The following is a 23,491-nucleotide window of genomic DNA, read 5'->3' as shown; positions in this document are numbered from 1 at the left end:
TTAAAAAGATCAACTTTTATTAAAAAATGGCGGATTTCCCGCCATTTTTTAATAAATGAAAAATTAGGCATTATTACAATATATTCATCAAACTATTTTTGATTTTCTGAAGAGTTTGATTTTACAGGCGCAACAGAATTATCCAAATTAAGTGTTTCAGACATCTCTTTTTTCACATTTTTTATAAGATCCTGCATAACAGCAGAGCGCCATGTATCAAATGTAGAATATGCATCACGCGCGAGATTTGGAACTTCTGTCAAAAATTTCTTACCGGTATCAGAATTATAAAATGCTGTGATTGTATCGAGTTCTTTTTGTGTAAAATATTTTGCATACACATGAGCAATTTCTTTTTCTAAATCAGAGCGTCGTTTAGCCAAAGCGAGCGCCTGTTTATCAACAATATTAGAAATAGCTGTTGCCAAATTTGGATCATCACCTATAAGTTCATCTTTTAAATCACGTGCAGCATTTGGTAAAAAACTATCGAATTGATCCGTTGCACGAATGGCACTGATAGTCTTTTTAGCTGAATCTAAATGCTGATCACTGACACCTTGTGCATGAGACATTCCAATATTCATAACCAAAACAGTAATTACACCAAAAAATACAACAAAACGCTGAAAAGAAAATATTTTTTTCATTGAACAATTACCCCGATAACTAATTATAAATTCAAATTTATTATTTTATTCAAAATCTTCCAGATACTTTTTATTATGCTAACATATCGTCATGTAAACTGTCTTCTTTAAAATCAAATGGTTCTAAAACTTTTATTTGTCCATCAGCCATAGCGACAATTGCACGTGAAGCTAATCCCAAAAAAAGACCATGCTCTACAACACCTGGAATTGCAAGAAGCGCATCCGATAATGACTTTGGCTGCAAAATGCACCCCCAAAACGCATCAAAAATAAAGTGGCCGCCATCTGTTTTAAAAGGAACTTCTCCATTCATCCGCAGTACAACTTCTCCTAAAAGTCCTAAACCATTAGCTACTCTTTCTATGGCTTTGCGTGTAGTATGTAGACCAAATGAATTAACTTCAATGGGTAATGCAAAAGCACCAAGTCTTTTTACCACCTTTGTTTCATCTGCAATGATAAGCATTGCACGAGATGCTGATGCTACAATTTTTTCATGTAACAATGCTCCACCTCCCCCTTTAATAAGAGACATCTGTGGACCAATTTCGTCTGCTCCATCAATATCAAGATCGAGTTCAGGTATTTGCTCTAAGGTCTCGGTAGGAACCCCAAATTTGCGACAGAGCTGTTCAGAATACCGTGAAGTCGTAACACCTGTCACACACAGACCATCTGCAACACGCTCACCAAGCAGGCGAATAAATTCATTTACTGTCGAACCAGATCCGATACCAAGCCGCATACCATCTTCAATAAATTCAAGTGCCTTTAAAGCGGCCATTTTTTTAACTGCTGAACATCCATGAATACTTTACCTTTTGACCAATCAGTGACCGTTATTACAGCGTATAACAATAAAGTAGCCGATTATCTCAATCTGTTATAAATTGACTCATTACCTTGTTGATTGAAAAAGAAGTGTTAGTGATTACAAGATATATCAATTAAGAGTAAAATAGAATAATTAACGATTTTCTCTTATAAGAAAATTTATTGATATTTTTATATCAACAAGCTTTTTCGATTTATCTTGCACTATCGATAAGCTCAGAACATAAAAATCTTCTGCAAAAAATTATAAATTGTTCAGATATCAAAAATATCACCCGTTGTAAGAAAATTGCAAACAGTTTTATAATTTTAATGAAATTGAGAAGTGCGCGATAAAAAAAGCATTATAATAAGATAGACCTCTTATTTTTTCTCTTGCTGTTTGAACACGAAAAAAATAAAAAAACTATAGATTATGCAATTTTTGTGAATATCCCCTGTGCATATTCCACGGTCTATAAAACCCCATTGAAGACCAAATGATATCACCATTTTTTGTCATCATAACACTCCCTCGTGATAACAATTCCTGGGGAGTAAATATTATTTTTGCCTTCTTGTTACATGTTTTATTATCTATTGCAAATGTCTTAATCATAATGTCTGCTGTTACGCATTGATCTGTTTCTCCTTGCAAGACAATTACTCTTAATCCCTTTTTTACTGAGGACGCACATAGATGATGATCACAAATGAACTGTGCATGAAATGGCGGACCATATTTTGTCAACTTGATTGTCTCATCCAGGTGGAATAATTTCTTCCATATGGATGTAGTAAACTTGGAAATATGGTAACGATCAATATATAATTTCTTTTCATCGATAATCCCCACAAACTTCATATTATCTGCTATAATGAGCTGTACAGGTGAGCGTACCAAACAAGTAACAAAACCAGCCAAAATAAAAAAACTAAAAAAGAATCTGATGGATGTTTTGCAAAAAACTAACCCAACCAAACCTATACTGAATAAAGTCAACGCAGATAACGGTATAAATCCAGGATTTAAAGCAGGAGAAATGAAGCTTATAGCCTGTGCAATCTTTATTACAAGATCAATACCAAAACCCATAATTTGAAGCGGCAGCCATTCAAGCCCCCAAAACATTGCAAGGGTCGCAATTAATCCAAAAGGTATGATTAAGATTGATACTATAGGCAAAGCCAAAGCATTGCTGATGATACTCAAGAATGCAATATTGGAAAAATGATAAGCCGCATAAATTCCACTGGCAGTTCCTGCCACAAATGAAGATGCTCCTATCGAAAATATCGATAAAAAAGCAAAATGAATGACTCCAGCTCCAACATAGGATGGTGTTCTTTTTTTGTTCTATAAGATAATTTTTTACTCCACCAATCAAAAAAAGCAATTAAAGCAGCAGTAGCAGAAAAGGACATTTGAAAGCTAGGACCTAATATCTCATGGGGTGTAATAGCGAGTGTTATTAAACCAGCAATAGAGAAATTACGCATTGTTAGAGCAGAACGATTACATAAAACAGCTACCAACATAACTGCGATCATCACAAAACTTCTTTGGGCTGATACAGCTACGCCAGAAAGTAGTAAATAAAAGGCTGTCATCATTAATGCAGCAACAGCAGCAAATTTTTTAGTAGAATAATAGGATGAGAAAACAGAAAAAAGTGCTAAAAAACTACGGATGCTGACAAGAACTATGCTGCTCAACAAAGCCATATGTAAACCTGATATTGATAAAATATGCGCCAATCCAGCTGCACGCAATTCTTCATTTGTCTTATTTGAAATACCAGCTCGCTGTGCCGTTATAAGAGCAGCTGCAACATTACCCTTTTCTCCTTTAATTGCTTTACGAATTCTTTGTGTCATATTGGTCCGTAAATTTTCAATTTTCTGTAAAACCCTCTCTAATATTCTATCAGGCTGCAAAACTGATATTTTACTTGGTTTTCCTAAATAAACTCCCTGTGCACCAATTCTTTTGAAATAATTATGGAAACTAAAATCATACCCCCCTGGATATACTGGTCCAGATAAAGCACGAATTTTAACTTTTCCATATAACCCATCACCAATTGCCAATCCATAAGGCAAACGTCTTGCCGATAAACGGACACGATGAGGGCTATGGCGTAATATTGGATTTTTTGTGCTTAACACATCTAAAACTAAGCGAAATTGTCCTCTTTTCCCTGTCTCAACAGAAACAATTCTTCCCGTTAACGTAGTAATAATATCACGGCTTAACATTGGTGTTGCTATACGCCACGTTTCTATTTTTGCAGCCAAAGCTCCCAATAGAACACAAAACAAAAATCCTGCGATACTCCACACTCGCCGATAAAGTCGTGAAATATATAATATTCCAACAAAGATACTAATCAACACGCCAAATTGCCCCCAACTTGGCTCACGCTCTAAACTAAAATAAAAAATAATTCCTATGGAAAAAAACACTAAAATTAAAGAAAAAAGAATCCCAAAAGAGATTTCTTTGTTGATACAATCTACCAGCCACTTCCCCAAAAAAGTTATTTTTTCCTTTAAAGGTGTAAATAAAAAAATCTTTTGGTTATTGAGACTGTTATTATCTGCATCACAAGGAGTATAAGAATTCTTTTTCCATATTAGACGTAACTTCTTTATCTTTAAAAAAGACCTGATGGATAAACCATCCTTAGATTTATTTTGATTAAACATCCGCAAATCCCCACTTTACTTGCAATGTGGCTATTGCACCCCCTATCACCTATGCTAACATAATCTTTCTATAAAGTCCTATAAATAACATCTTAATTTTAAAGGAAGAGATTCGTGTCCGTTATTACCCGCTTTGCTCCTTCACCAACAGGATTCCTTCATATTGGAGGTGCCCGTACGGCCCTCTTTAATTGGCTTTATGCAAAACATACTGGTGGGAAAATGCTTCTACGGATAGAAGATACAGATCGAGAGCGTTCAACAGAAGCAGCTGTAAAAGCCATTATAGATGGCCTACACTGGATGGGACTTAGCTACGACGGCGCTCCTATTTCACAATTCAAACGAGTAGAACGTCATCGACAAGTCGCTGAACAGTTAGTAAAAGATGGAAAAGCTTATTATTGTTATGCCTCTCCTGAAGAATTGGCTGAAATGCGTGAAAATGCGCGTGCGCAAGGTCGTCCACCACGTTATGATGGACGTTGGCGAGATCGTGATATTTCTCAAGCTCCCAACGGTGTTAAACCTGTTATTCGCATAAAAGCACCACAAGATGGGGAAACTGTTGTGCACGACCGCGTTCAAGGTGATGTTTGCTTTCCTAATAAAGATCTGGATGACTTTATTATTTTGCGTTCCGATGGTTCGCCCACCTATATGCATGCTGTTGTTGTTGATGATCACGATATGGGAATCACACATATTATACGGGGTGATGATCATCTCACAAATGCAGCTCGCCAAACAATCATCTTCAATGCAATGGGATGGGATATTCCTGTTATGGCACATATTCCACTTATCCATGGTGAAAATGGTGCAAAATTATCAAAGCGACATGGCGCACTAGGTGTCGATGCTTATCGAACAATGGGATACCTTCCTGCTGCCTTGCGAAATTATTTAGTTCGTCTGGGATGGAGTCATGGTGATGATGAATTGATGTCAATAGAAGATATGATTTCTTGGTTTGATATTAATGATATTAATAAAGGAGCAGCTCGTTTTGATCTCAAAAAGCTTGATGCCATCAATGGGCATTATATACGTATGAGCAATGATCAAGACCTTTTTGATGCTGCTCTTAATATTTTACCAGAAATTGAAGGTGGCTTACAAATAATGAAAAGTCTTGATGAAAAACGCCGTGTTCAATTTCTAAAAGCTATACCGAATTTGAAAGAACGTTCAAAAACATTGTGTGAGCTTATTGACAATGCTTCCTTCATTTTTACGCAACGGCCTTTACTTCTCGATGAAAAAGCACAAACCCTCTTAGACAAAAATGGGCTAGCAATCTTAAAAGATATTTACCTTGCCCTGAAAACATGCTCCCATTGGGATGTAAAAAGCTTGGATGAAACTCTTCGATATTATACAGAAAGACAAAATCTCAAATTTGGGGCTGTTGCCCAACCTCTTCGCGCAGCTCTTACAGGTCGTTCAACATCACCTGGAGTTTTTGATGTACTTGTTTTATTGGGACAAGATGAATCTCTCAATCGTATTAATGATCAGCTGCTTACAGCTGCGTGTTAGTAGCATGTATATAACTTATCAGTATAATAAAGCAACATATACAAATGCCTCTATAAAAAATAAAAATTAGCTCTTTCTTAAATCGTTGAAAGAGATATTTGGTAAAATTATAAATAAAAATATTTTTTAGATTGCAAGAACCAACTTTTAAGGTAAATCTACCCTTCAATATAAGTAGGAAAAGCTTCAACTATACATCCCGCACTCAGATGAAGCGGCATCTTGATTTTTAGAAGCAAAGGATCTGAAAGGAACACCTAATGTTTGAGAATAAAGCACACATTACTGTGAATGATAAAAATATAGAACTTCCTGTGCGCAAGGGTACGAGTGGACCTGATGTCATTGAAATTGCTTCTCTCTATAAAGAAACAGACACTTTTACTTATGATCCTGGTTTTACCTCAACGGCTTCTTGTGAATCAAAAATTACTTATATTGATGGTGATAAAGGACTATTGCTTTATCGAGGTTATCCTATTGATCAATTGGCTGAAAAAGGAGACTTTCTCGAAAGCTGTTATCTTTTACTTTACGGTGAACTCCCAACACAACAAGAGAAGAATGATTTTGATCGTTGTATTATGCAGCATACAATGGTACATGAGCAGTTTGCGCGTTTTTTTCATGGTTTTCGCCGCGACTCGCATCCTATGGCCGTTATGGTTGCATGCCTTGGAGCTATGTCTGCATTCTATCATGACTCTATTGATATTACAGACCCTCAACAAAGAATGATTGCTTCTGTTCGTCTTATCTCCAAGGTGCCAACCCTTGCTGCCATGGCTTATAAATATAGTATTGGACAAGCATTTGTTTATCCACGAAATGATCTTAGTTATGCTGCAAATTTTCTTCGTATGTGCTTTTGTGTTCCTTGTGAAGAATATAAAACAAATCCTGTTCTTACTCGAGCAATGGACCAAATCTTTATCCTCCATGCAGATCACGAACAAAATGCTTCTACATCCACTGTACGCCTTGCAGGATCATCAGGAGCTAATCCATTTGCATGTATTGCAGCGGGTGTTGCGTGCCTTTGGGGACCAGCGCATGGCGGAGCCAATGAAGCATGCTTAAAAATGCTACAAGAGATAGGTTCTGTTAAAAGAATTCCTGAATTTATTGCACGTGCAAAAGATAAAAATGATCCTTTCCGCCTTATGGGATTTGGTCATCGAGTCTATAAAAACTATGATCCACGTGCAAAAATCATGCAGAAAACCTGTCATAAGGTTTTAAAAGAATTAAACATTCAAGACGATCCACTTCTTGATATCGCTATAGAACTTGAAAAAATTGCTCTTAATGATGAATATTTTGTTGAGAAAAAACTTTATCCTAATGTTGATTTCTATTCTGGTATTACATTAAAAGCTTTAGGTTTTCCAACCGAAATGTTTACTGTTCTTTTTGCATTAGCTCGCAGTGTTGGTTGGGTTGCACAATGGAAAGAAATGATCGAGGATCCTGCACAAAAAATTGGTCGGCCTCGCCAGCTCTACACAGGTTATGGTATGCGTGAATACGTTCCTATAGATAAACGTATAAATTAAAGTAATAAGTAACCAATCAATAAAGCTTCAATTTACTGAAGCTTTATTGTGAATGATAAAGTAACTAAAATTTAAAAGTACTTCTATAAATCTTAATTCTAAATTTCTTTTTATAGTGATAAGATTATTATAAAAATTGAAAAAGCTTAGATGACTTTGACTCAATAAATTAAAAGTATTTATGTTGATCTTGCAAACAACAAGTGATTTTTTAAAAATTAGAAAAGTTTTAACTTATAATATTCACTCTCCTAAATGAAAAAATTCCGTATTATTTTATATAAAGATTATTAATAATTGATCATATTATTATATTACAACTCATTAATATTAAGAACTTTTCTCTCTATTCTTAAAAAATAATAATGAAAATACTATTTGAGAATTATATGTAAAATAATTCTTATTTTAAGTTATAAAAATACTTTACTTTTATTGTTCTAATGGTAAAAAAGTTTCTTTGATTAAATTGCATAACTTTTAAAACAAAATTCTATATTCTTTTGAAGAAAATGCTAAAAATGGTCTGTGATAAATAACCATATAATATAGTTAGTGAAATATTTTTTTGTATTTAATCATAGTCATATTTGATAAAGTGAACGTGTTTTGCTTATAATAGCCATATATAATAGTAAAGTGAATATCAGTCATTTTTTGCATTGCTCCAGAACAGCTTACAGATTATAAAATACAATATGGTCTTGTATTTTTCCGCTTATCCAATAGGAGAACATAATGAAATTATTAACAATAGCTCTTATAATAAGCACAACACTGTTTACCCAATCATCCCATGCTCAAATACTGAAAATTGCCAGTGATGCTTCGTATCCTCCATTTAGTTACATCGATTCAAATAACGAACTCAAAGGATTTGATATTGATATATCCTATGCGCTTTGTAAAAAAATGAATGTTGAGTGTAGCATCATCACTCAAGATTTTGAAGGAATGATTCCTGGTCTTCTTGCAAAAAAATACGATGCTATTGTTTCTTCTCTTGCTCCCACAGAGGAGCGCTTGCAAAAGATTGACTTCACAGATCCTTACTATAATACAGCACTCGTTATAATTGTCGCCAAAGATTCAGAAATTAAAGAAATCTCAGCAGCAGCTTTTAAAGGTAAAAATCTGGGAGCACAATCAAATACAATACAAGCTGTCTATGCAGAAGATCACTATGCCCCTGAAGGAGTAAACATTAAACTCTACCCAACAATTATAGAAGCTAATCGTGATCTTTTAAGCCACCGGCTTGATTTGATGATCTGCGATAAAATACAAGCTTTAAACTGGCTTGAAAATGAGGGAAAAGATTGTTGTAAACTGCTAGGGACTCTGGAAAGTACAAAATTCCCTATTGCAATTGCCTTACGTAAAAATAATCATGATCTTAAAAATAAACTCAATGAAGCAATAAAAGAAATCCGTTTGGATGGAACTTATGAAAAAATTATGAAAAAATATTTTGCGTTTGATATTTATTAAGTATTAATGTGAGCTAAATTTTGAAATAGTAGCATAAGAAGTAAAAAATAATTTTAAATTTAAAGTTTTTATTATTTTTTAGAAGAAAGATGCCTATTTACCAAAAGATAAATTTTTATGTGTTTCCATTATTTGAGTGCTTTGTAATAAGAAAAAACAACATGTTAATTTTTCTTTAATCTAAGAGTTAAAATTTTTCTTTGTTCCTAAATTGAACAGTCCATGTAATCAATAAAATATTTCTTTCTCTCCTATGCTTAGGATACGCATACCTGGTAAAATAATTAATTTTTTAATGATAATATTCATTATCATGAGCGCAAAACGAACATTCATAAATTTTTGCATTGCTCCTAGAAGAGCTTACAGGTTATAAAATACATGACGATCTCATTTTTTTGCTTAGCTCATAGGAGAACATAATGAAATTATTAGCATTAGCTCTTATAATAAGTGCAACGCTGTTTACCCAATCTGCTCACACTCAAATGCTGAAAATTGCGAGTGAAGGTTCCTATCCTCCATTCAGTTACATTGATTCAAATAACAAACTTCAAGGTTTTGATATTGACATATCTTACGCGCTTTGTAAAAAAATGAACGTTGAATGCACTATTACCACTCAAGACTTTGAGGGGATGATTCCTGGTCTTCTTGCAAAAAAATATGACGCTATCATTGCTTCTATTGCTCTCACAAAAGAGCGTTTACAAAAGATCGATTTCACAGATCCTTATTATAACACAGAGCTTGCTGTAATTGTCGCCAAAGATTCAGGAATTAAAGAGATCTCAGCAATAGCTTTTAAAGGTAAAAATCTTGGTGTTCAATCGAATACAACACAAGCCGCCTATGCAGAAGATCATTATGCTTCTGAAGAAATAAATATAAAACTTTACCCGACAACAATAGAAGTTAATCGCGATCTCTTGAGCCGCCGACTTGATGTGGTTATTGTTGATAAACTGCAGGCATTAAACTGGCTTAAAAATGAAGGAAAAGATTGCTGCCATTTTTTAGGAACATTGGAAGGAACAAAATTCCCTATTGCAATTGCATTACGCCAAAATAATAATGACCTTAAAAATAAATTTAATGAAGCAATAAAAGAAATCCATTCAGATGGAACTTATAATAGAATTATAAAAAAATATTTTGCATTTGATATTTATTAAATAGTAGATGCACTAAAATTGGACAAACTGTTTATTTCTAAGAAAATATTTATCTAACTCTTTGTGAGGTATGAAAGAATGATTGAAGATTTAGCATTGCTATCATTTAGCAATGGAGGGTGGGGTGTGGTTATACTTTCTAGTGCTGGAATGACATTATCATTGGCTTTGTGTTGTGGGATCTTAGGACTTCCTTTAGGTCTTCTTTCTGCAGTCATGATTCGATCCAATATTAGAGTAGTTAAAACTATCGCTACCCTCTTTTCTTTGGTATTTCGTGGATTACCAGAGCTTTTAACTCTGTTTTTAGTTTATTATGGCTTGCAAAATATTATTCAAATTATTCTTGATTATTTTAATATTGAAATCATGTTTAGTATTAGCGCCTTTGTTGCGGGCGTTCTGGCTCTCAGCATGGTTCTTGCTGCATTTTCTTGTGAAGTCTGGCTTGGTGCGTTCAATATTTTTGATAAAGGTCAATATGAAGCAGCTAAAACTTTAGGGCTTTCACGCTCAACTACGTTTTTGCATGTTGTCTTTCCTCAGGTAATCCGGAATGCTTTACCAGGACTCTCTAATAATTGGCTTACTGTGTTAAAAGATACATCCTTAGTTTCAACGATTTCACTTGTTGATCTTATGCGACAAACAAACTTAGCAGTTGCAGCCACTGATAAAGCCATGCTGTTTTATCTTGTAGCATGCGTACTTTATTTGTTATTTTCAGCATTTTTTTCTGTAATCCTGCGCTATCTGGAGACATACATGCAAACAGGATATAGAAAGGTATCGAACTTATGATTCCTGAGTGGCTTTATTTTCTTTTTAATCCAGCTCTTTTAAACCGCTATGGGTCGAAATTTTTTGAGGGCTTTATCGTTACTGTTGAGCTTGTTTCTATTGCTTGTTCCATTGGCTTTTTTCTTGGTATGTTTATCGCGTTTGCACGTTTGTCAAAAAATAAGTTTTTACGATATTTTGCAGAGATTTATGTCTATTTTTTTCGTGGATCTCCTTTACTCGCCCAACTTTTTCTTTTCTACTACGGACTTGGTTCAATGAATAACTTCTGGCAACAGATTGGTCTATGGTGGTTTTTTCAAAACGCATGGTATTGTTGTCTTTTTATTTTCGCACTCAATTCTGCAGCCTATCAATCTCAAATTTTTAAAGGAAGTTTTCTTTCTGTCACAACAGGACAACGTGAAGCGTCAAAAGCGCTAGGATTGAGTAATTCTATAACATTTTTTAGAATTATTCTGCCACAAGCAATGGTTTTAGCATTACGCCCCTTAGGTAATGAGTTAATTTTAATGATTAAATCGAGTGCTATTGCCTCGCTCATTACTATTTACGATTTAATGGGCGTTGCTAAACTAACCTATTCGCGTACATTCGATTTCCAAGTTTACGTTTGGGCTGCTCTTATCTATCTTTTTACCGTTGAATTCATTCACCGCTTTATTGCTTTTATCGAATATCGTCTAACCCGATATTTGCGGTAAATAAAATAGTCATAAAAATCTTTATTAAATCAGAAATGTTAAACTAATAAATTTATTTATCAATGAAAGAATACAACAAGATGAATTTGAAAAATAATAAACCTGTCCATATTGCACAAGACTTTGTGATTTCCATTCGGAATTTGAATAAATGGTATGGAGATTTTCAAGTACTCTACAATATTAATTTTGACGTTAAAACTGGCGAACGAATCGTTATCTGTGGTCCTTCTGGATCGGGAAAATCAACTTTAATTCGTTGTATTAATCAACTAGAAAAAGCACAAGAAGGGTCGATTTGCATCCAGAGCATTGATATTCATGCTGCTCCTCCATGCCAGCAAAAAAATGTTCTCCGTAAAATAGGAATGGTTTTTCAGAACTTTAATTTATTTCCTCATATGAGTGTTATGCAAAATTGTATTTTAGCACCTATAACTGTTCAAGGGCTTTCTAAACAACAAGCACAAGAACGGGCAATTCGTTATCTAACAAATGTCGGTATTGAAAAATACTATAATAAATATCCTTTACAGCTTTCTGGTGGACAACAACAACGTGTTGCGATTGCTCGTGCACTTTGCATGGAACCTGAAGTGATGCTTTTTGATGAACCCACATCTGCTCTCGATCCAGAAAGTGTTGGAGAAGTTTTAGAAGTTATGGTACAATTAGCGGACACAGGTATAACAATGCTTTGTGTAACCCATGAAATGGGTTTTGCGCGTGAAGTTTCAGAAAGAATCCTCTTTTTAGAAAATGGAAAGATTATCGAAGATACAGCTTCTAACGCGTTTTTTACAAATCCTCAAAGTCAGCGTGCTCGTGAGTTTCTTGCTAAAATTAAACATTAATTACCAATATTGTTTTATCTGCACAATTCTAAATTTTTTGTTTTTTCAAGAAGGCCGATAATCGCTTGAGCACCAATAACTCCTGATGGAATTTCAGTTTTCATTTTTTGTTCTACCAACTCAAAAGCATCAAGTTGTGTCTGTCGTATTAAAGGATTATACAAAAGTTGTTCTATCTGCCTTGCTAACATTCCAGGGCGCAAAAACTCATTAAAATATTCTGGCACAAAAGGCTTATCAGAAATAATATTGGGAAGAGCAGCGCTCCATAACATCATTTTGGGAAAAATGAATAATTTGGAAAAAAAATCAAGTTTATAGCAAAGAACCATGGGAATTTTTGCTAATGCCAATTCCAATGAAACCGTTCCATGTGCTGCAAGTGCAACATCTGCTTGTGCAAAAGCACGCCATTTTGCATCTTCACCAACAACAATTTCTACTTTATTTTTCCAGCTCCGTACAAAATTACGAATTTCATTCACCAAACGTGGTAAGGTTGGTAAAATAATATATAAATGAGGAATACGTTGTGCAAGAATTTCTACTGCTTCTCGAAAAACTGGCATTAAAGAGCGAAGCTCTGAATTGCGTGACCCTGGCAAAAGAATTAATGTAGATGATGATGTTTGTTTAGAAGCAAAATGTCTTTTTTCTGCTTGAACCGCTAAAAGCGGAGGATATGCTAAAAGAGAATGTCCAACATAGGTAGTGCTAGGACCTTTCAAATCCTGCATAATTTTTTCTTCAAAAGGAAAAATCGCCAAAACATGGTCAACAAATTTGCGCATAGTCTTAGCACGCTCTGGACGCCATGCCCAAACAGTTGGTGCAACATATTTAATGATAGGAATAGAAGGTACCAACATACGCACTCTTTTTGCAACACGATGTGTGAAATCAGGACTGTCAATAATAATTAAACAATCGGGTTGTTGTTGTGCAATAAACTTAGATAAATTACGAATATGTATTAGCAATGATGGCAGTTTTTTTACAACTTCCTTCACCCCGATTAAAGCAATATCATGGAAATTAAAAAGGCTTTTTAAACCCAATGTTTCTAAATGTCTCCCACCAATCCCAATCAAATCGATATGACATCCCGTCTGTTGTGCTAAACAAGAAATCAAATCTGCTCCAAGAAAATCAGCAGACTCCTCACCTGCAACAATAGCAATTTTTAAGAAACGATTATTCATGATCGGACTTTTCAAATGTTTCTATAAATAGGGAATATTTGTTCGCTTTTTCTATTGTTGTTTTTGCTGATAGTATAAGACTTTTATTTGCTTCCACCGCAATGCCAGATAATCCACTTTTTGCAATATTCATTATTGTCGCAGGTCCAATTGATGGTAAATCAACACGACAATCTTGTTGTGGTTTTGCACATTTAACCAAAACGCCTCCTTTAGGTGGGATTTGTTCTCTTTCTCGCATTTCACAAACCCTCCACAGCATATTATCGGTTCCCTCTGCTCCCTCAAGGGCAATCACCCTTCCATTAATAACTACTGCTGCTTGCCCAATATCTAGTTGACCTAAAAGCTTTGCTGCTTTTATTGCTAAGTGAATATCTTTTTTCTCTTTCTGCGTAGCACGCCGTAATGTTACATCAAATTTTATCGGTGCCAAAAGATCTGGTACTATTTCATGAGCACCAATCACAGTAAAACCATATGATTCAATTAATTGTATAAAAGCTTTTAATAGTGCATCATCCCCAGCTCTCAAAGCGCCTATTAACTTAGGAAGAGCCAAAAATGTTGTCCAATTAAATCGAAATTGTGTAAGAAATGGCCGCCTTTTCACACCACCTGCCAACACAATATTACAAACTCCAGCTGCCTTTAAGACTTTAACAAGTCGCGCCAATTCCACAATTGATAACGTACAATGCTCATAACGACAAAGCACGGCATCCGCCTCATCACGCAAAAGTACAAGAAAAGGATTTTGTCCATGTTTTTCCAATTCCTGCGCAACAGTGATAGGTAGAATACCATTTCCTGCTATAACAGCAGTACGGCCGGAAAGAAAACTTCTGGCACAAGGGATAGGCATCTTTAATCCTTATATTCTTTTATTCTATCACCTTCAAATTTTGGTGTACAATAAAAACGTTTTCCTTCTTCTTTAATAAAATTAACAACATCAATAACTGATTGAGAAGTAGAATAGACAGAAGAAACATCACTAACACGCTCTTTAAACGGCTTACTGTGATCAAAAAGCATAACAATAGCATGGCGTAATGCATGAATATCTTTACGCTCAAGACCCGCACGTTTCATCCCAATAATATTTAACCCCGCAAGTTTTGCTTGCACACCAACAGCGGTCCCATAGGGAATAAGATCGCCAACCAACGCAGATACACCACCAATAAATGCATGATGCCCAATACGAACAAATTGATGAACAGCAGCACCTCCACCAATAATAACATAATCACCAACAGTAACGTGTCCAGCGATCATCGCATTATTGGCAAATGTCACATGATCCCCTACACGACAATCATGAGCGATATGCGCATAACAAAAAAATTGGCAATTATCCCCCACAACCGTCATTCCTATACTCGAATCGGAACCTCTATGTATTGTTACACCTTCACGAATGATACAATTTTTACCAATAGAAAGCGTTGTATACCCTCCCTTATGTTTATTATTTTGCGGATCTGCCCCCAAAACTGCATGGGAAAAGACTTTACTATTTGCGCCTAATGTTGTGTTTCCCACTATTACAACATGACTCATCAAACTGCATCCATCGCCAATAACAGTCTCTGAACTAATATGACAAAACGGTCCAATTTGTACATTCTCACCAAGCTGCGCTCCCTTCTCTACAAAAGCAGTTGGATGGATTTTCGTACCGGACATTTTTAAATTCCTATTAAATCGTTTATTCTTCTTCAATAATCATCGCAGCAATTTCTGCCTCAGCGACGCGGATATCCTCTACTTTTGCAATACACGAAAAACGCCTCATACCAGATCTTTTTTTTAAAAGCTGAACATGAATTTTTAGTTGATCGCCGGGTACAACCGGTTTACGAAATTTCGCATTATCAACAGTCATAAGATAAACCAAATTTGTTTGTTTATTCTCTAATTTTAAAAGTGAAATTGCTCCCGCTGTTTGGGCCATAGCCTCTAAAATCAATACTCCAGGCATCACTGGCCTTACAGGAAAATGTCCAGTAAAATGTGGTTCATTAATTGTTATATTTTTAATACCAACAGCTTCTTGCTCGCCATTAATGTCAACGATACGATCAATCAACAAAAATGGATAGCGATGCGGTAATATTGAGAGCAATTTTTCAATATCTACAGTTTCTAAATTTTTTATTTCTCCGATGTTGATCATATTAGCGTTTCTCCTTTTTAGCTTTGCCAATATTACGCAACGCCGCTACTTCTCGAAACCACTGCTTAAATGGTCGCGCTGGACTCCCTCCCCATTTTTCTCCATCTGGAATGTCATTCATAACACCACTACCAGCAGCAATCTGAACACATTTACCTATTACGATATGATCTGCTACCCCAACGCTCCCGCCAAGTTGAGACATATCACCTATTGATGTACTTCCAGCAACTCCACATTGCGCAGCAATAAGACAATAGCGACCAATTTTTACATTATGTGCAATCTGGACTAAATTATCAATTTTGCTTCCTTCGCCAATAATGGTATCTTCAAATGTTCCACGATCAACCGTTGTGTTCGCACCGATTTCTACACCATCCTCAATAATAACACGACCAAGTTGTGGGACTTTTTCAATTCCGGAAATACTACCAACATAACCAAAACCATCTTGTCCAATACAAACACCAGGATAAAGTTGAACTTTGTCACCTATTAAAGAATACTGAATCGTTACCTTTGGACCAATATAGCAGTCACACCCAATACGACAATTTTCACCGATAACAGCTGTAGATGAAATAAGCGTTCCTGCACCAATCTCAACATTTCGACCAACAACAGCACCTGCTTCAATACATACATCAGGTGCAAATTTAGCAGTTGGATGAATATGCGCATGCGGTGAAATTCCTTTTTGCCCAAACCACGGCATTGGCTTGACAGAATCAGGAAACAAGATTCGCCCAATCTGAGCAAAATCGCGCTGTGGTGTAGATGTAACCAAAATTGCCATAGTTTCAGGAACTTTAAAAACAATTTCATTGGTACAAAAAACAGCCACAGCAGAACTCCCGACGAGAGCATCAGAAAATTTCCGATGCTCTACAAATACAAGGGAACCTTCTACGGCACTCTCAAGTGAAGAAAGAGTATTGATCACCGTGTTAGAAAACTCTGGATTAAGAAGTTTTGCCCCTGTCAACTCTGCAACATTAGCAACTGTCAATCGCCGGGACGGCGTAAAAAAAATGTATCCGCCATCAAAACGTTTTTTCTCCCAGCCTAATCCGTTCTCTTCAATTTTTCCCTAAAGAAAATTAAAATCAGAACTTCGTAGAAATACCAAAGTTCAATTTCTGTAAACGGTCTCCTTCCTGTTTCTTTATTGGCCACGCATAATCAAAACGCAGAGGACCAAACGGTGAATCCCACATCAAACTGACACCTGCAGATGAACGCAAAGCACTTTTAGTATGAGTAACGGGAGCCTCACCTTGAAAAACAGGTTGATAATTATTTCCATAGAGCGTCGCAACATCTGCAAATAAAGCGCCACGTAACCCTAACCCTTCAGGGACAATAGGGATAGGAAATTGCACCTCAGCAGTTGCATTCATATAGGTTGTCCCTCCTAAGAAATAGACTTCACCTTTATTAGAAATCTGACGTGGACCTATTCCGTTGTACTTGAATCCTCGGATCATATCAGAACTCACCTTAAACATATCAAAAATACGAACACCATTTCGGCCGATTTCGTGAATATATCCCCCACCAAAAGAGAATAAACCAACAAGATCCATCTGCTCAGATAATGTCTTGTACATCATCGCCTTACCCGTTGTCTTCAAGAATTTTGCACTCCCACCAAGGCCGGCATACTCTTGTAAAACACGCATGTACCATCCATCATGGGGATTTTTCATATCGTCAATAGTATTATAGGTAAAACCATAACTAATCGATGAGCGTTTCCAAGGGCTGTGCTTTGCTGCTTGAACAATTGCACCAGAATATTTCCCATATAATTCTTTTATGTCAGTTTCTTTGTTTAAGTCATATTCTTTACCAAAATTATATTCTTCCTGAACATAAGAATAAGCTAAATTAGCAGATAATTGATCATTAATGGGCATCGAGAATCGGAATGATCCACCAGTCTGTCGAACATCATATGCTTTATCAGCACGATAGGTACTACGAAAAACATCAACACCAGCCGATAAACGATAGCCTAAGAAATAAGGATCAACAAACGACAAATTGTAATTACGGGATTTTTCTTGCCCTGCACCTAATCCCAAACGAACATACTGACCGCGTCCTCCAAGGTTACGTTCAGTCACAGACACTTCAAGCGACATACCAGGACTTGTCCCACCTGTTGTATAGCCTCCAGATAAAGAAAGATCACCGGTTGGAGCTTCAACAACATCGATAACTAAAGTAATCTGATCAGACAAATCTGTGGGAACCATAGAAATGTTAACAGCTTTGAAAAAGCCTGTATTTTCTAAACGGCGTTTTGCCCGTTGCACTAGGGTTTGATTGTATGCATCCCCTTCATTTAAATCAATTTCACGGCGAATAACATAGTCACGGGTCTTTTCATTCCCACGTATTTCAATACGCTGAATATAAGCACGTGGACCTTGTTCAATGTTATATGAAATCGAAATTGTATGATTTGCAAAATTACGATTGCCCCGTGGCTCAACTTTAGCAAAAGCATACCCAGAATCAGCAGCCTTATTATTGATAATTGCAACAGACTGCTCAATATTCTCTGCGCTATAAGTATCACCTGAGCGAGTTTTAAGAATTCTCTTTACAGATTGAATATCAATCCCATCAATATCACTTTCAATCTGAATATCACTAATTTTATAGCGCACACCCTCGTCAAGAACAAAATCAATTTTGTACGTACTACTCGCTACATCAAAAGTTGCTTTAGAAGAAACAACACGAAAATCCGCATAGCCGCGATTGTAGTAAAAACGACGCAAAGCTTCTTCATCAGCAGCTAGACGCTCTTCACTATACACATCCCCTCCCAACAGCATCGAGAAAATTCCTGAAGACTTTGTTGAAATCACATCACGCAAACGACTGCTTCCAAAAGCATGATTCCCCTTAAAGGTGATATCACCAATCTTTGTCTTTCGTCCTTCAACAACATTAAAAACTACATTTACCCGCCCTTTTCCAAGATTAATGGTTTGGACTGTAACTGCAACATTATTACGACCAACAGTTTTATAAGCTTCACGAATCGTATTAATATCTGCTGAGAGCTTAGCAGAATTAAAAGGTTCATTTGGCTTTAAAGAAATAAATCGTTTAAGATCAGGATCTTTAAGAGATTTATTTCCTTGAAACAACACCTGATTAACAATCTCATACTCCTTGACAAACACAACGAGTCTGTCGCTAACCTGATTTATTTTCACATCATAAAATAAGCCTAATCCAAAAAGACGCTTTACTGCAGCATCGACATCACTACTAGAAAAACTCTGTCCAGCTTTAATGCCCATATTGTCTCGAACCACCTGAGCACTCACAAATTTGTTCCCGCGAACCTCAATAGAACGCACTACAGATGCTTGCACTTCCCCAACCATCGCAATCGACATAAAAGCCGTTGTAGGAGCAACCATCCCCACACTTAACACCAACACAGATGCTGCACTTAAAAACTTTGAATTTATAGTCATTGGCTTTTTTTACCTTATCTTATTCTTTAGACATGATGTCTCAAAAAGCTAACCGCCATAACAACTCTTTTTTCACAGCGAGACTTTTCATTCCTTAATTACTGATTATAGAAAACAATGCCACAATATTTTATGGACATGGTAAACAATATTCAATTTACTTCTTCTATTATTACCCAATTTATAAAATATTTTCCATAATTTAATTAGCTAAACCAACAAAAATAATCATTAATGAACGCAAAAATCATAAATAAAAGGACAATCAAAAAGCCTACGCGAAAAATAATTTCTCGAATTTTAACGGATATTGGCCTTCTAGTCACGACCTCAATAGTATGAAATAATAAGTGCCCACCATCAAGTGGTAGCAAAGGAAAAAGGTTAATCACTCCAATCCCTATCGAAAGAAAAGCCGCAAAATTTAATAAAGAGATAAAACCTGTTTTACTCACTTTCCAAGCAATTTTAACGGTCTTTGAAGGGCCACTTAGCCGACAATGATCTTCTTTTCCTCCTATTAAACGACCAATAAAAAAAACCGTTTGGGTAACAATAAATGTGGTGCGTTTTGATGCTTCTTCTATAGCTCTTATAAAATTGTAGCGGATATGTTTTACATAAGCTGGATCTAAACGCCCCTGATCATTTGGATCAACGGGAGCACCTACACCAATCATACCAGCTTGAATCCGGTTACCAAACCCATCATTTCTCTGAACCATCTTTGGTGTAATCACCTTGGTAAATATCTGCCCCATACGTTCTATTTTAAATTCTATAGGATCTTTACCTTGTAAAATTACATAGCTCATCAAATCTTCAAAACTTTCAACCCGTCGACCATCCATTTCAATAAAACGATCACCCAATCCTAAACCTGCCTGAAAAGCAGGTGAATCCTTTACTAAAGAACCAACAACGGGTTCAGTAGCTACACGACCATACATAAAGAAAAAAATGTTAAAATAATAACAGTAAAAAGGATATTGAATAAAGGACCTGCAAACACTGTTACTGCTTTTTTCCACGTATGTGCACGAACAAATGAACCCTCAATATCTCGAGAGGACTGAAATGATGATACATCTTCACCATCCCCAATAAACTTCACGTAACCACCTAAGGGAATAAGTGATAAACGCCACTGTGTACCGTGCTTATCTCTATACTCTACAACCTTGGGACCAAATCCAAGCGAAAAAACAGCTGCCTTAATACCGCACCAGCGCCCAATAAGATAATGCCCAATTTCATGCACAAAAATAATAATCATAATGATAAAAAGAATACTTAAACTTCTTAAAAGTAAGTCCCCAACAGTAATCATATGATCCACAAATTCCAAAATATTGCCTCCCAATTAAACCATACAAAAGAGATTAAAAGGTGTATTCATATCAGATACAGACGAACCAATTAAATAAAGGAGAAAAGCAGCACCTATCAACCCATCCATACGATCCATAATTCCACCATGTCCAGGTAATAAAAAACCGGAATCTTTAACAGAAAAATGTCTTTTGAACCATGATTGCGCTAAATCACTCAATTGCGAAAAAATTGACAAAATAAAAACAAGGAGTAGCACAAAAAAACTCGTTAAATTTACATCAAAAAATCTAACAGCAACCAATATACCACCAGTAACTCCGATAAATGTACCACCAATGGCTCCTGCCCATGTTTTATTAGGAGAAAATCGTGGTGCTAATTTAGGTCCACCAAATGCACGTCCACTAAAATATCCAGCAATATCAGTTCCCCACACTACCGCAAATAAAAAGATAACAACTTGGAATCCTAACGTTTCATGCCCGCGTAAAAAGCATAAAGCTACAACTGGAAAAGACGCATACAAAAAACCCAAGAAAACCCACCCACTCTTTTCGAGTGGCCCAATAGCCAATACCGCTCCTAAAATTATAACAACACAAAAAATCAATGAAGCCGATACACTTGAGAGCAAAAAAGAACCAAAAATCAAATAAAAAATACTTGCGAATATTTTTTGTGCAACACTCCACTTTTCTTTAGTGATACTAATCCATTCATAAAGGATAAAACCGCCAATACCCCATACAAATAAAAAAAAGGAATTCCTCCGATCCATGTTAAATATAAAGCGATGATACCAAAAACAAGAGCCGTCAGAATACGATAAAAAAGATTAGACAAAGCAACATCCAAACACTGAAATAAACAATACACGTACAAAAATTGACAGAAGCACAGCAGCTTGCTATGCAGTACTTTTATATTCACTTTTTTCAAAACTTTTGTAATTTATCATGAATTATTCACTATACCAAGAGAGTGGTTACCAAACAAATAGTCAATGAAAATAGCCTAAAAGGCTGCAGGTTAAAACTCATTTTAAAATATGCTTTCAAACATTACTATCAACCTTAAAAATAAGAAATCGCACTCTTCATTACTAACATGAATTACGAAATGGAGGCTGGACTTTGCTTTGTATAAAAGCACTTTTCTATAATAATACCCGCTATCTGAAAAAAGCTGCTTAAAACAATGGCCGTTTAATCTACAGTACTGCATCTTTCATAGTGAAAAATAATAGTAAAATTAAAACACTCTCCTTTGTATTAGACTTTTCTCAAAACCTGCTATTCAATATTTATAAATCTTTAATAATGAAATATCTTCATTATGCAGCTCAACAACAACTTCTTATTATCTTATTTAATAATTTTCTTCAAAAGAAAACCTCATTCGCAGCGCAGGCAAAGAAATAAAAATACCCGTCACATCAAACCAATTTTATCTTTTAGTATGGAATTGCGACAAAAAAACGTTATCATTCTCCGTCTATAACTCTCAATAGCACGTAGAACTTTCTGACCTCACCTACAAAAAGATGTTACATGCCATAAATAGATATTTTTATAATAGCACAACAGCCTTAAACATGCATAATTTCAGATTCTTTCATAGCTAAAATCTTATCAATATCAGCAATCGTCTCATCTGTGAGTTTCTGAACTTTCTCAGACAAGCCATGTGCTTCATCTTGACCAATCTCACCTTCTTTTTCTAATTTTTTTAAACTATCCATGCCATCTCGGCGAACATGGCGGGTAGCAATACGTGCTTGCTCTGCATATTGATGTGCAATTTTTACAAGTTCTTTACGACGTTCCTCATTTAATTCAGGTAAGGGAATACGTAAATTTACACCATCAGTAATAGGATTTAAACCAAGACCAGAATCACGAATAGCACGCTCTACAGCGCCTACCATTGTTTTATCCCACACAGTAACTGAAAGCATCCGCGGTTCTGGGACAGAAATATTCGCAACCTGATTTATATGTACAACGGAACCATAAGCTTCAACTGTTAGTGGCTCTAATAAACTGGTAGAAGCCCTTCCCGTTCGCAAACCACCTAACTCATGTTTAAAAGCGGAAATAGCGCCATCCATACGACGTTTCAGATCATCCATAATCGATGCAACATTCATATCTCTGTCTCCTTCAATCATACTTTGAAGCTTATCCCTATTCCGATACTATTGTAAACTGTCCTGTTCCATTTAATACCTTAGCTAAACCACCTTTTTCATGAATAGAGTATACAATAATCGGTACATTGTTCTCACGTGCTAAAGTAACCGCCGTTGTATCCATAACAGATAATCCCCATTGTAAAATCTCAACATGCGTCAATTGATTAAAACGCTTAGCCGTAGGATCTATTTTAGGATCTGCGGAATAAATACCATCCACTTGTGTTCCTTTCAAAAGAACATCTGCACCAATTTCTGCAGCACGTAAAGTCGCTGCAGAATCAGTGGTAAAAAATGGATTTCCAGTACCACCAGCAAAGATAACAACCTTTCCTTGATTCATATAACTTATCGCTTTACGTTGTGAAAAACTCTCACAAATTTGCGGCATAGCAATCGCAGACAATACGACTGTTTCAATTCCTAATTTTGTCAGTGATGTTCGCAATGCTAAAGAATTAATAGCAGTTGCAAGCATTCCCATATGATCCCCTGTCACACGATCTCCACCATGCGAAGCAACAGCAACCCCACGGAAAATATTTCCACCACCAATAACAATCGCGACTTCCACGCCCATCGCTCGTACTTCAGAAATATCAGCAGCAATACGATCTGCAACAGAAACATCAATCCCAAAGCTCTGTTCTCCCATAAGAGCTTCACCAGAAACTTTTAAAAGAATACGCTTATATTGTGGCACCAACGTCACTGATAACCTCCCAAAAGCACGTTTATTTTTTACTTTCGACACACTAAGGGCACCACTTTATC

At 35.9% G+C, this 23,491-nt stretch carries 15 protein-coding genes and 5 pseudogenes; 7 read left to right on the top strand and 13 right to left on the bottom strand.

All coding sequences use genetic code 11. From position 1 onward, the window contains the following. Positions 1-92: 92 nt before the first annotated feature. From QWU_RS05795 to QWU_RS10480, 3 genes and pseudogenes are all read right to left on the bottom strand, one after another. Positions 93-650, bottom strand: coding sequence for a DUF2059 domain-containing protein (locus QWU_RS05795; protein ID WP_006589412.1), 558 nt, complete (start codon positions 648-650; stop codon positions 93-95). Positions 651-723: 73 nt separating this feature from the next. Continuing rightward, positions 724-1,460, bottom strand: a pseudogene (rpiA, locus tag QWU_RS05790) (ribose-5-phosphate isomerase RpiA). A 433-nt stretch (positions 1,461-1,893) separates the two neighbouring features. Continuing rightward, a pseudogene (locus QWU_RS10480) lies at positions 1,894-4,175 on the bottom strand (ComEC/Rec2 family competence protein). Between the two features lie 114 nt (positions 4,176-4,289). On the opposite strand from QWU_RS10480, the gene gltX reads away from it, so the two are divergent. From gltX to QWU_RS05745, 7 genes are all read left to right on the top strand, one after another. Further along, the gene (gltX, locus tag QWU_RS05780; RefSeq protein ID WP_006589409.1) at positions 4,290-5,717 is read left to right on the top strand and encodes a glutamate--tRNA ligase; all 1,428 of its coding nucleotides are present in this window, start codon (positions 4,290-4,292) and stop codon (positions 5,715-5,717) included. Positions 5,718-5,977: 260 nt separating this feature from the next. Further along, positions 5,978-7,273: a citrate synthase gene (gltA, locus tag QWU_RS05775; RefSeq protein WP_006589408.1), complete on the top strand. Its 1,296-nt coding sequence runs from the start codon at positions 5,978-5,980 to the stop codon at positions 7,271-7,273. Between the two features lie 738 nt (positions 7,274-8,011). Further along, positions 8,012-8,764, top strand: a complete 753-nt coding sequence (locus QWU_RS05770) for a transporter substrate-binding domain-containing protein (protein WP_006589407.1) — start codon at positions 8,012-8,014, stop codon at positions 8,762-8,764. Positions 8,765-9,186: 422 nt separating this feature from the next. After that, positions 9,187-9,939 carry a transporter substrate-binding domain-containing protein gene (locus tag QWU_RS05760; protein ID WP_006589405.1) on the top strand — a complete coding sequence of 251 codons (753 nt, stop codon included), beginning with the start codon at positions 9,187-9,189 and terminating at the stop codon, positions 9,937-9,939. 78 nt (positions 9,940-10,017) lie between these two features. Beyond that, the gene (locus QWU_RS05755) at positions 10,018-10,740 is read left to right on the top strand and encodes an ABC transporter permease (protein ID WP_006589404.1); all 723 of its coding nucleotides are present in this window, start codon (positions 10,018-10,020) and stop codon (positions 10,738-10,740) included. Further along, positions 10,737-11,444, top strand: a complete 708-nt coding sequence (locus QWU_RS05750) for an ABC transporter permease (protein ID WP_006589403.1) — start codon at positions 10,737-10,739, stop codon at positions 11,442-11,444. The genes QWU_RS05755 and QWU_RS05750 overlap by 4 nt, the downstream gene beginning before the upstream one ends. 80 nt (positions 11,445-11,524) lie before the next feature. Further along, positions 11,525-12,298 carry an amino acid ABC transporter ATP-binding protein gene (locus QWU_RS05745; protein ID WP_006589402.1) on the top strand — a complete coding sequence of 258 codons (774 nt, stop codon included), beginning with the start codon at positions 11,525-11,527 and terminating at the stop codon, positions 12,296-12,298. Positions 12,299-12,312: 14 nt separating this feature from the next. Here QWU_RS05745 and lpxB read toward each other — a convergent pair whose 3' ends face one another. The 10 genes and pseudogenes from lpxB to pyrH form a co-directional block, all read right to left on the bottom strand. Further along, positions 12,313-13,500: a lipid-A-disaccharide synthase gene (gene lpxB / locus QWU_RS05740; protein ID WP_017196369.1), complete on the bottom strand. Its 1,188-nt coding sequence runs from the start codon at positions 13,498-13,500 to the stop codon at positions 12,313-12,315. Continuing rightward, positions 13,493-14,365 (bottom strand): LpxI family protein, encoded by an 873-nt coding sequence (locus QWU_RS05735; protein ID WP_006589400.1) that lies wholly within the window; start codon positions 14,363-14,365, stop codon positions 13,493-13,495. Before QWU_RS05735 ends, lpxB begins: the two co-directional genes overlap by 8 nt. Positions 14,366-14,367: 2 nt before the next feature. Then, the gene (lpxA, locus tag QWU_RS05730) at positions 14,368-15,192 is read right to left on the bottom strand and encodes an acyl-ACP--UDP-N-acetylglucosamine O-acyltransferase (protein WP_017196368.1); all 825 of its coding nucleotides are present in this window, start codon (positions 15,190-15,192) and stop codon (positions 14,368-14,370) included. A 22-nt stretch (positions 15,193-15,214) separates the two neighbouring features. Further along, positions 15,215-15,682, bottom strand: coding sequence for a 3-hydroxyacyl-ACP dehydratase FabZ (fabZ, locus tag QWU_RS05725; protein ID WP_006589398.1), 468 nt, complete (start codon positions 15,680-15,682; stop codon positions 15,215-15,217). Position 15,683: 1 nt separating this feature from the next. Continuing rightward, a pseudogene (lpxD, locus tag QWU_RS05720) lies at positions 15,684-16,729 on the bottom strand (UDP-3-O-(3-hydroxymyristoyl)glucosamine N-acyltransferase). A 62-nt stretch (positions 16,730-16,791) separates the two neighbouring features. After that, positions 16,792-19,188: an outer membrane protein assembly factor BamA gene (bamA, locus tag QWU_RS05715; RefSeq protein WP_006589396.1), complete on the bottom strand. Its 2,397-nt coding sequence runs from the start codon at positions 19,186-19,188 to the stop codon at positions 16,792-16,794. Positions 19,189-19,394: 206 nt separating this feature from the next. Then, positions 19,395-20,536: pseudogene (locus QWU_RS09235) on the bottom strand (M50 family metallopeptidase). A 15-nt stretch (positions 20,537-20,551) separates the two neighbouring features. Next, positions 20,552-21,366 (bottom strand): annotated as a pseudogene (locus QWU_RS09230) (phosphatidate cytidylyltransferase). 745 nt (positions 21,367-22,111) lie between these two features. After that, the gene (frr, locus tag QWU_RS05700; protein WP_006589393.1) at positions 22,112-22,672 is read right to left on the bottom strand and encodes a ribosome recycling factor; all 561 of its coding nucleotides are present in this window, start codon (positions 22,670-22,672) and stop codon (positions 22,112-22,114) included. A gap of 37 nt (positions 22,673-22,709) precedes the next feature. Further along, positions 22,710-23,429 (bottom strand): UMP kinase, encoded by a 720-nt coding sequence (pyrH, locus tag QWU_RS05695; RefSeq protein WP_006589392.1) that lies wholly within the window; start codon positions 23,427-23,429, stop codon positions 22,710-22,712. Between the last annotated feature and the right edge of the window lie 62 nt (positions 23,430-23,491).

It is taken from the genome of Bartonella birtlesii IBS 325, assembly GCF_000273375.1.
GTDB lineage: Bacteria > Pseudomonadota > Alphaproteobacteria > Rhizobiales > Rhizobiaceae > Bartonella > Bartonella birtlesii.
Note: the sequence above shows the minus strand (reverse complement) of the source record. Positions and strands in the feature narration are given on the sequence as shown.

What these genes read in the sequence shown, in the direction of transcription:
- QWU_RS05795 (WP_006589412.1), bottom strand. Translation starts at nt 650, where the DNA reads ATGAAAAAAATATTTTCTTTTCAGCGTTTTGTTGTATTTTTTGGTGTA.
- gltA (WP_006589408.1), top strand. Translation starts at nt 5,978, where the DNA reads ATGTTTGAGAATAAAGCACACATTACTGTGAATGATAAAAATATAGAA.
- QWU_RS05735 (WP_006589400.1), bottom strand. Translation starts at nt 14,365, where the DNA reads ATGCCTATCCCTTGTGCCAGAAGTTTTCTTTCCGGCCGTACTGCTGTT.
- lpxA (WP_017196368.1), bottom strand. Translation starts at nt 15,192, where the DNA reads ATGTCCGGTACGAAAATCCATCCAACTGCTTTTGTAGAGAAGGGAGCG.
- QWU_RS05755 (WP_006589404.1), top strand. Translation starts at nt 10,018, where the DNA reads ATGATTGAAGATTTAGCATTGCTATCATTTAGCAATGGAGGGTGGGGT.
- QWU_RS05745 (WP_006589402.1), top strand. Translation starts at nt 11,525, where the DNA reads ATGAATTTGAAAAATAATAAACCTGTCCATATTGCACAAGACTTTGTG.
- lpxB (WP_017196369.1), bottom strand. Translation starts at nt 13,500, where the DNA reads ATGAATAATCGTTTCTTAAAAATTGCTATTGTTGCAGGTGAGGAGTCT.
- frr (WP_006589393.1), bottom strand. Translation starts at nt 22,672, where the DNA reads ATGAATGTTGCATCGATTATGGATGATCTGAAACGTCGTATGGATGGC.
- bamA (WP_006589396.1), bottom strand. Translation starts at nt 19,188, where the DNA reads ATGACTATAAATTCAAAGTTTTTAAGTGCAGCATCTGTGTTGGTGTTA.
- QWU_RS05750 (WP_006589403.1), top strand. Translation starts at nt 10,737, where the DNA reads ATGATTCCTGAGTGGCTTTATTTTCTTTTTAATCCAGCTCTTTTAAAC.
- QWU_RS05760 (WP_006589405.1), top strand. Translation starts at nt 9,187, where the DNA reads ATGAAATTATTAGCATTAGCTCTTATAATAAGTGCAACGCTGTTTACC.
- fabZ (WP_006589398.1), bottom strand. Translation starts at nt 15,682, where the DNA reads ATGATCAACATCGGAGAAATAAAAAATTTAGAAACTGTAGATATTGAA.
- QWU_RS05770 (WP_006589407.1), top strand. Translation starts at nt 8,012, where the DNA reads ATGAAATTATTAACAATAGCTCTTATAATAAGCACAACACTGTTTACC.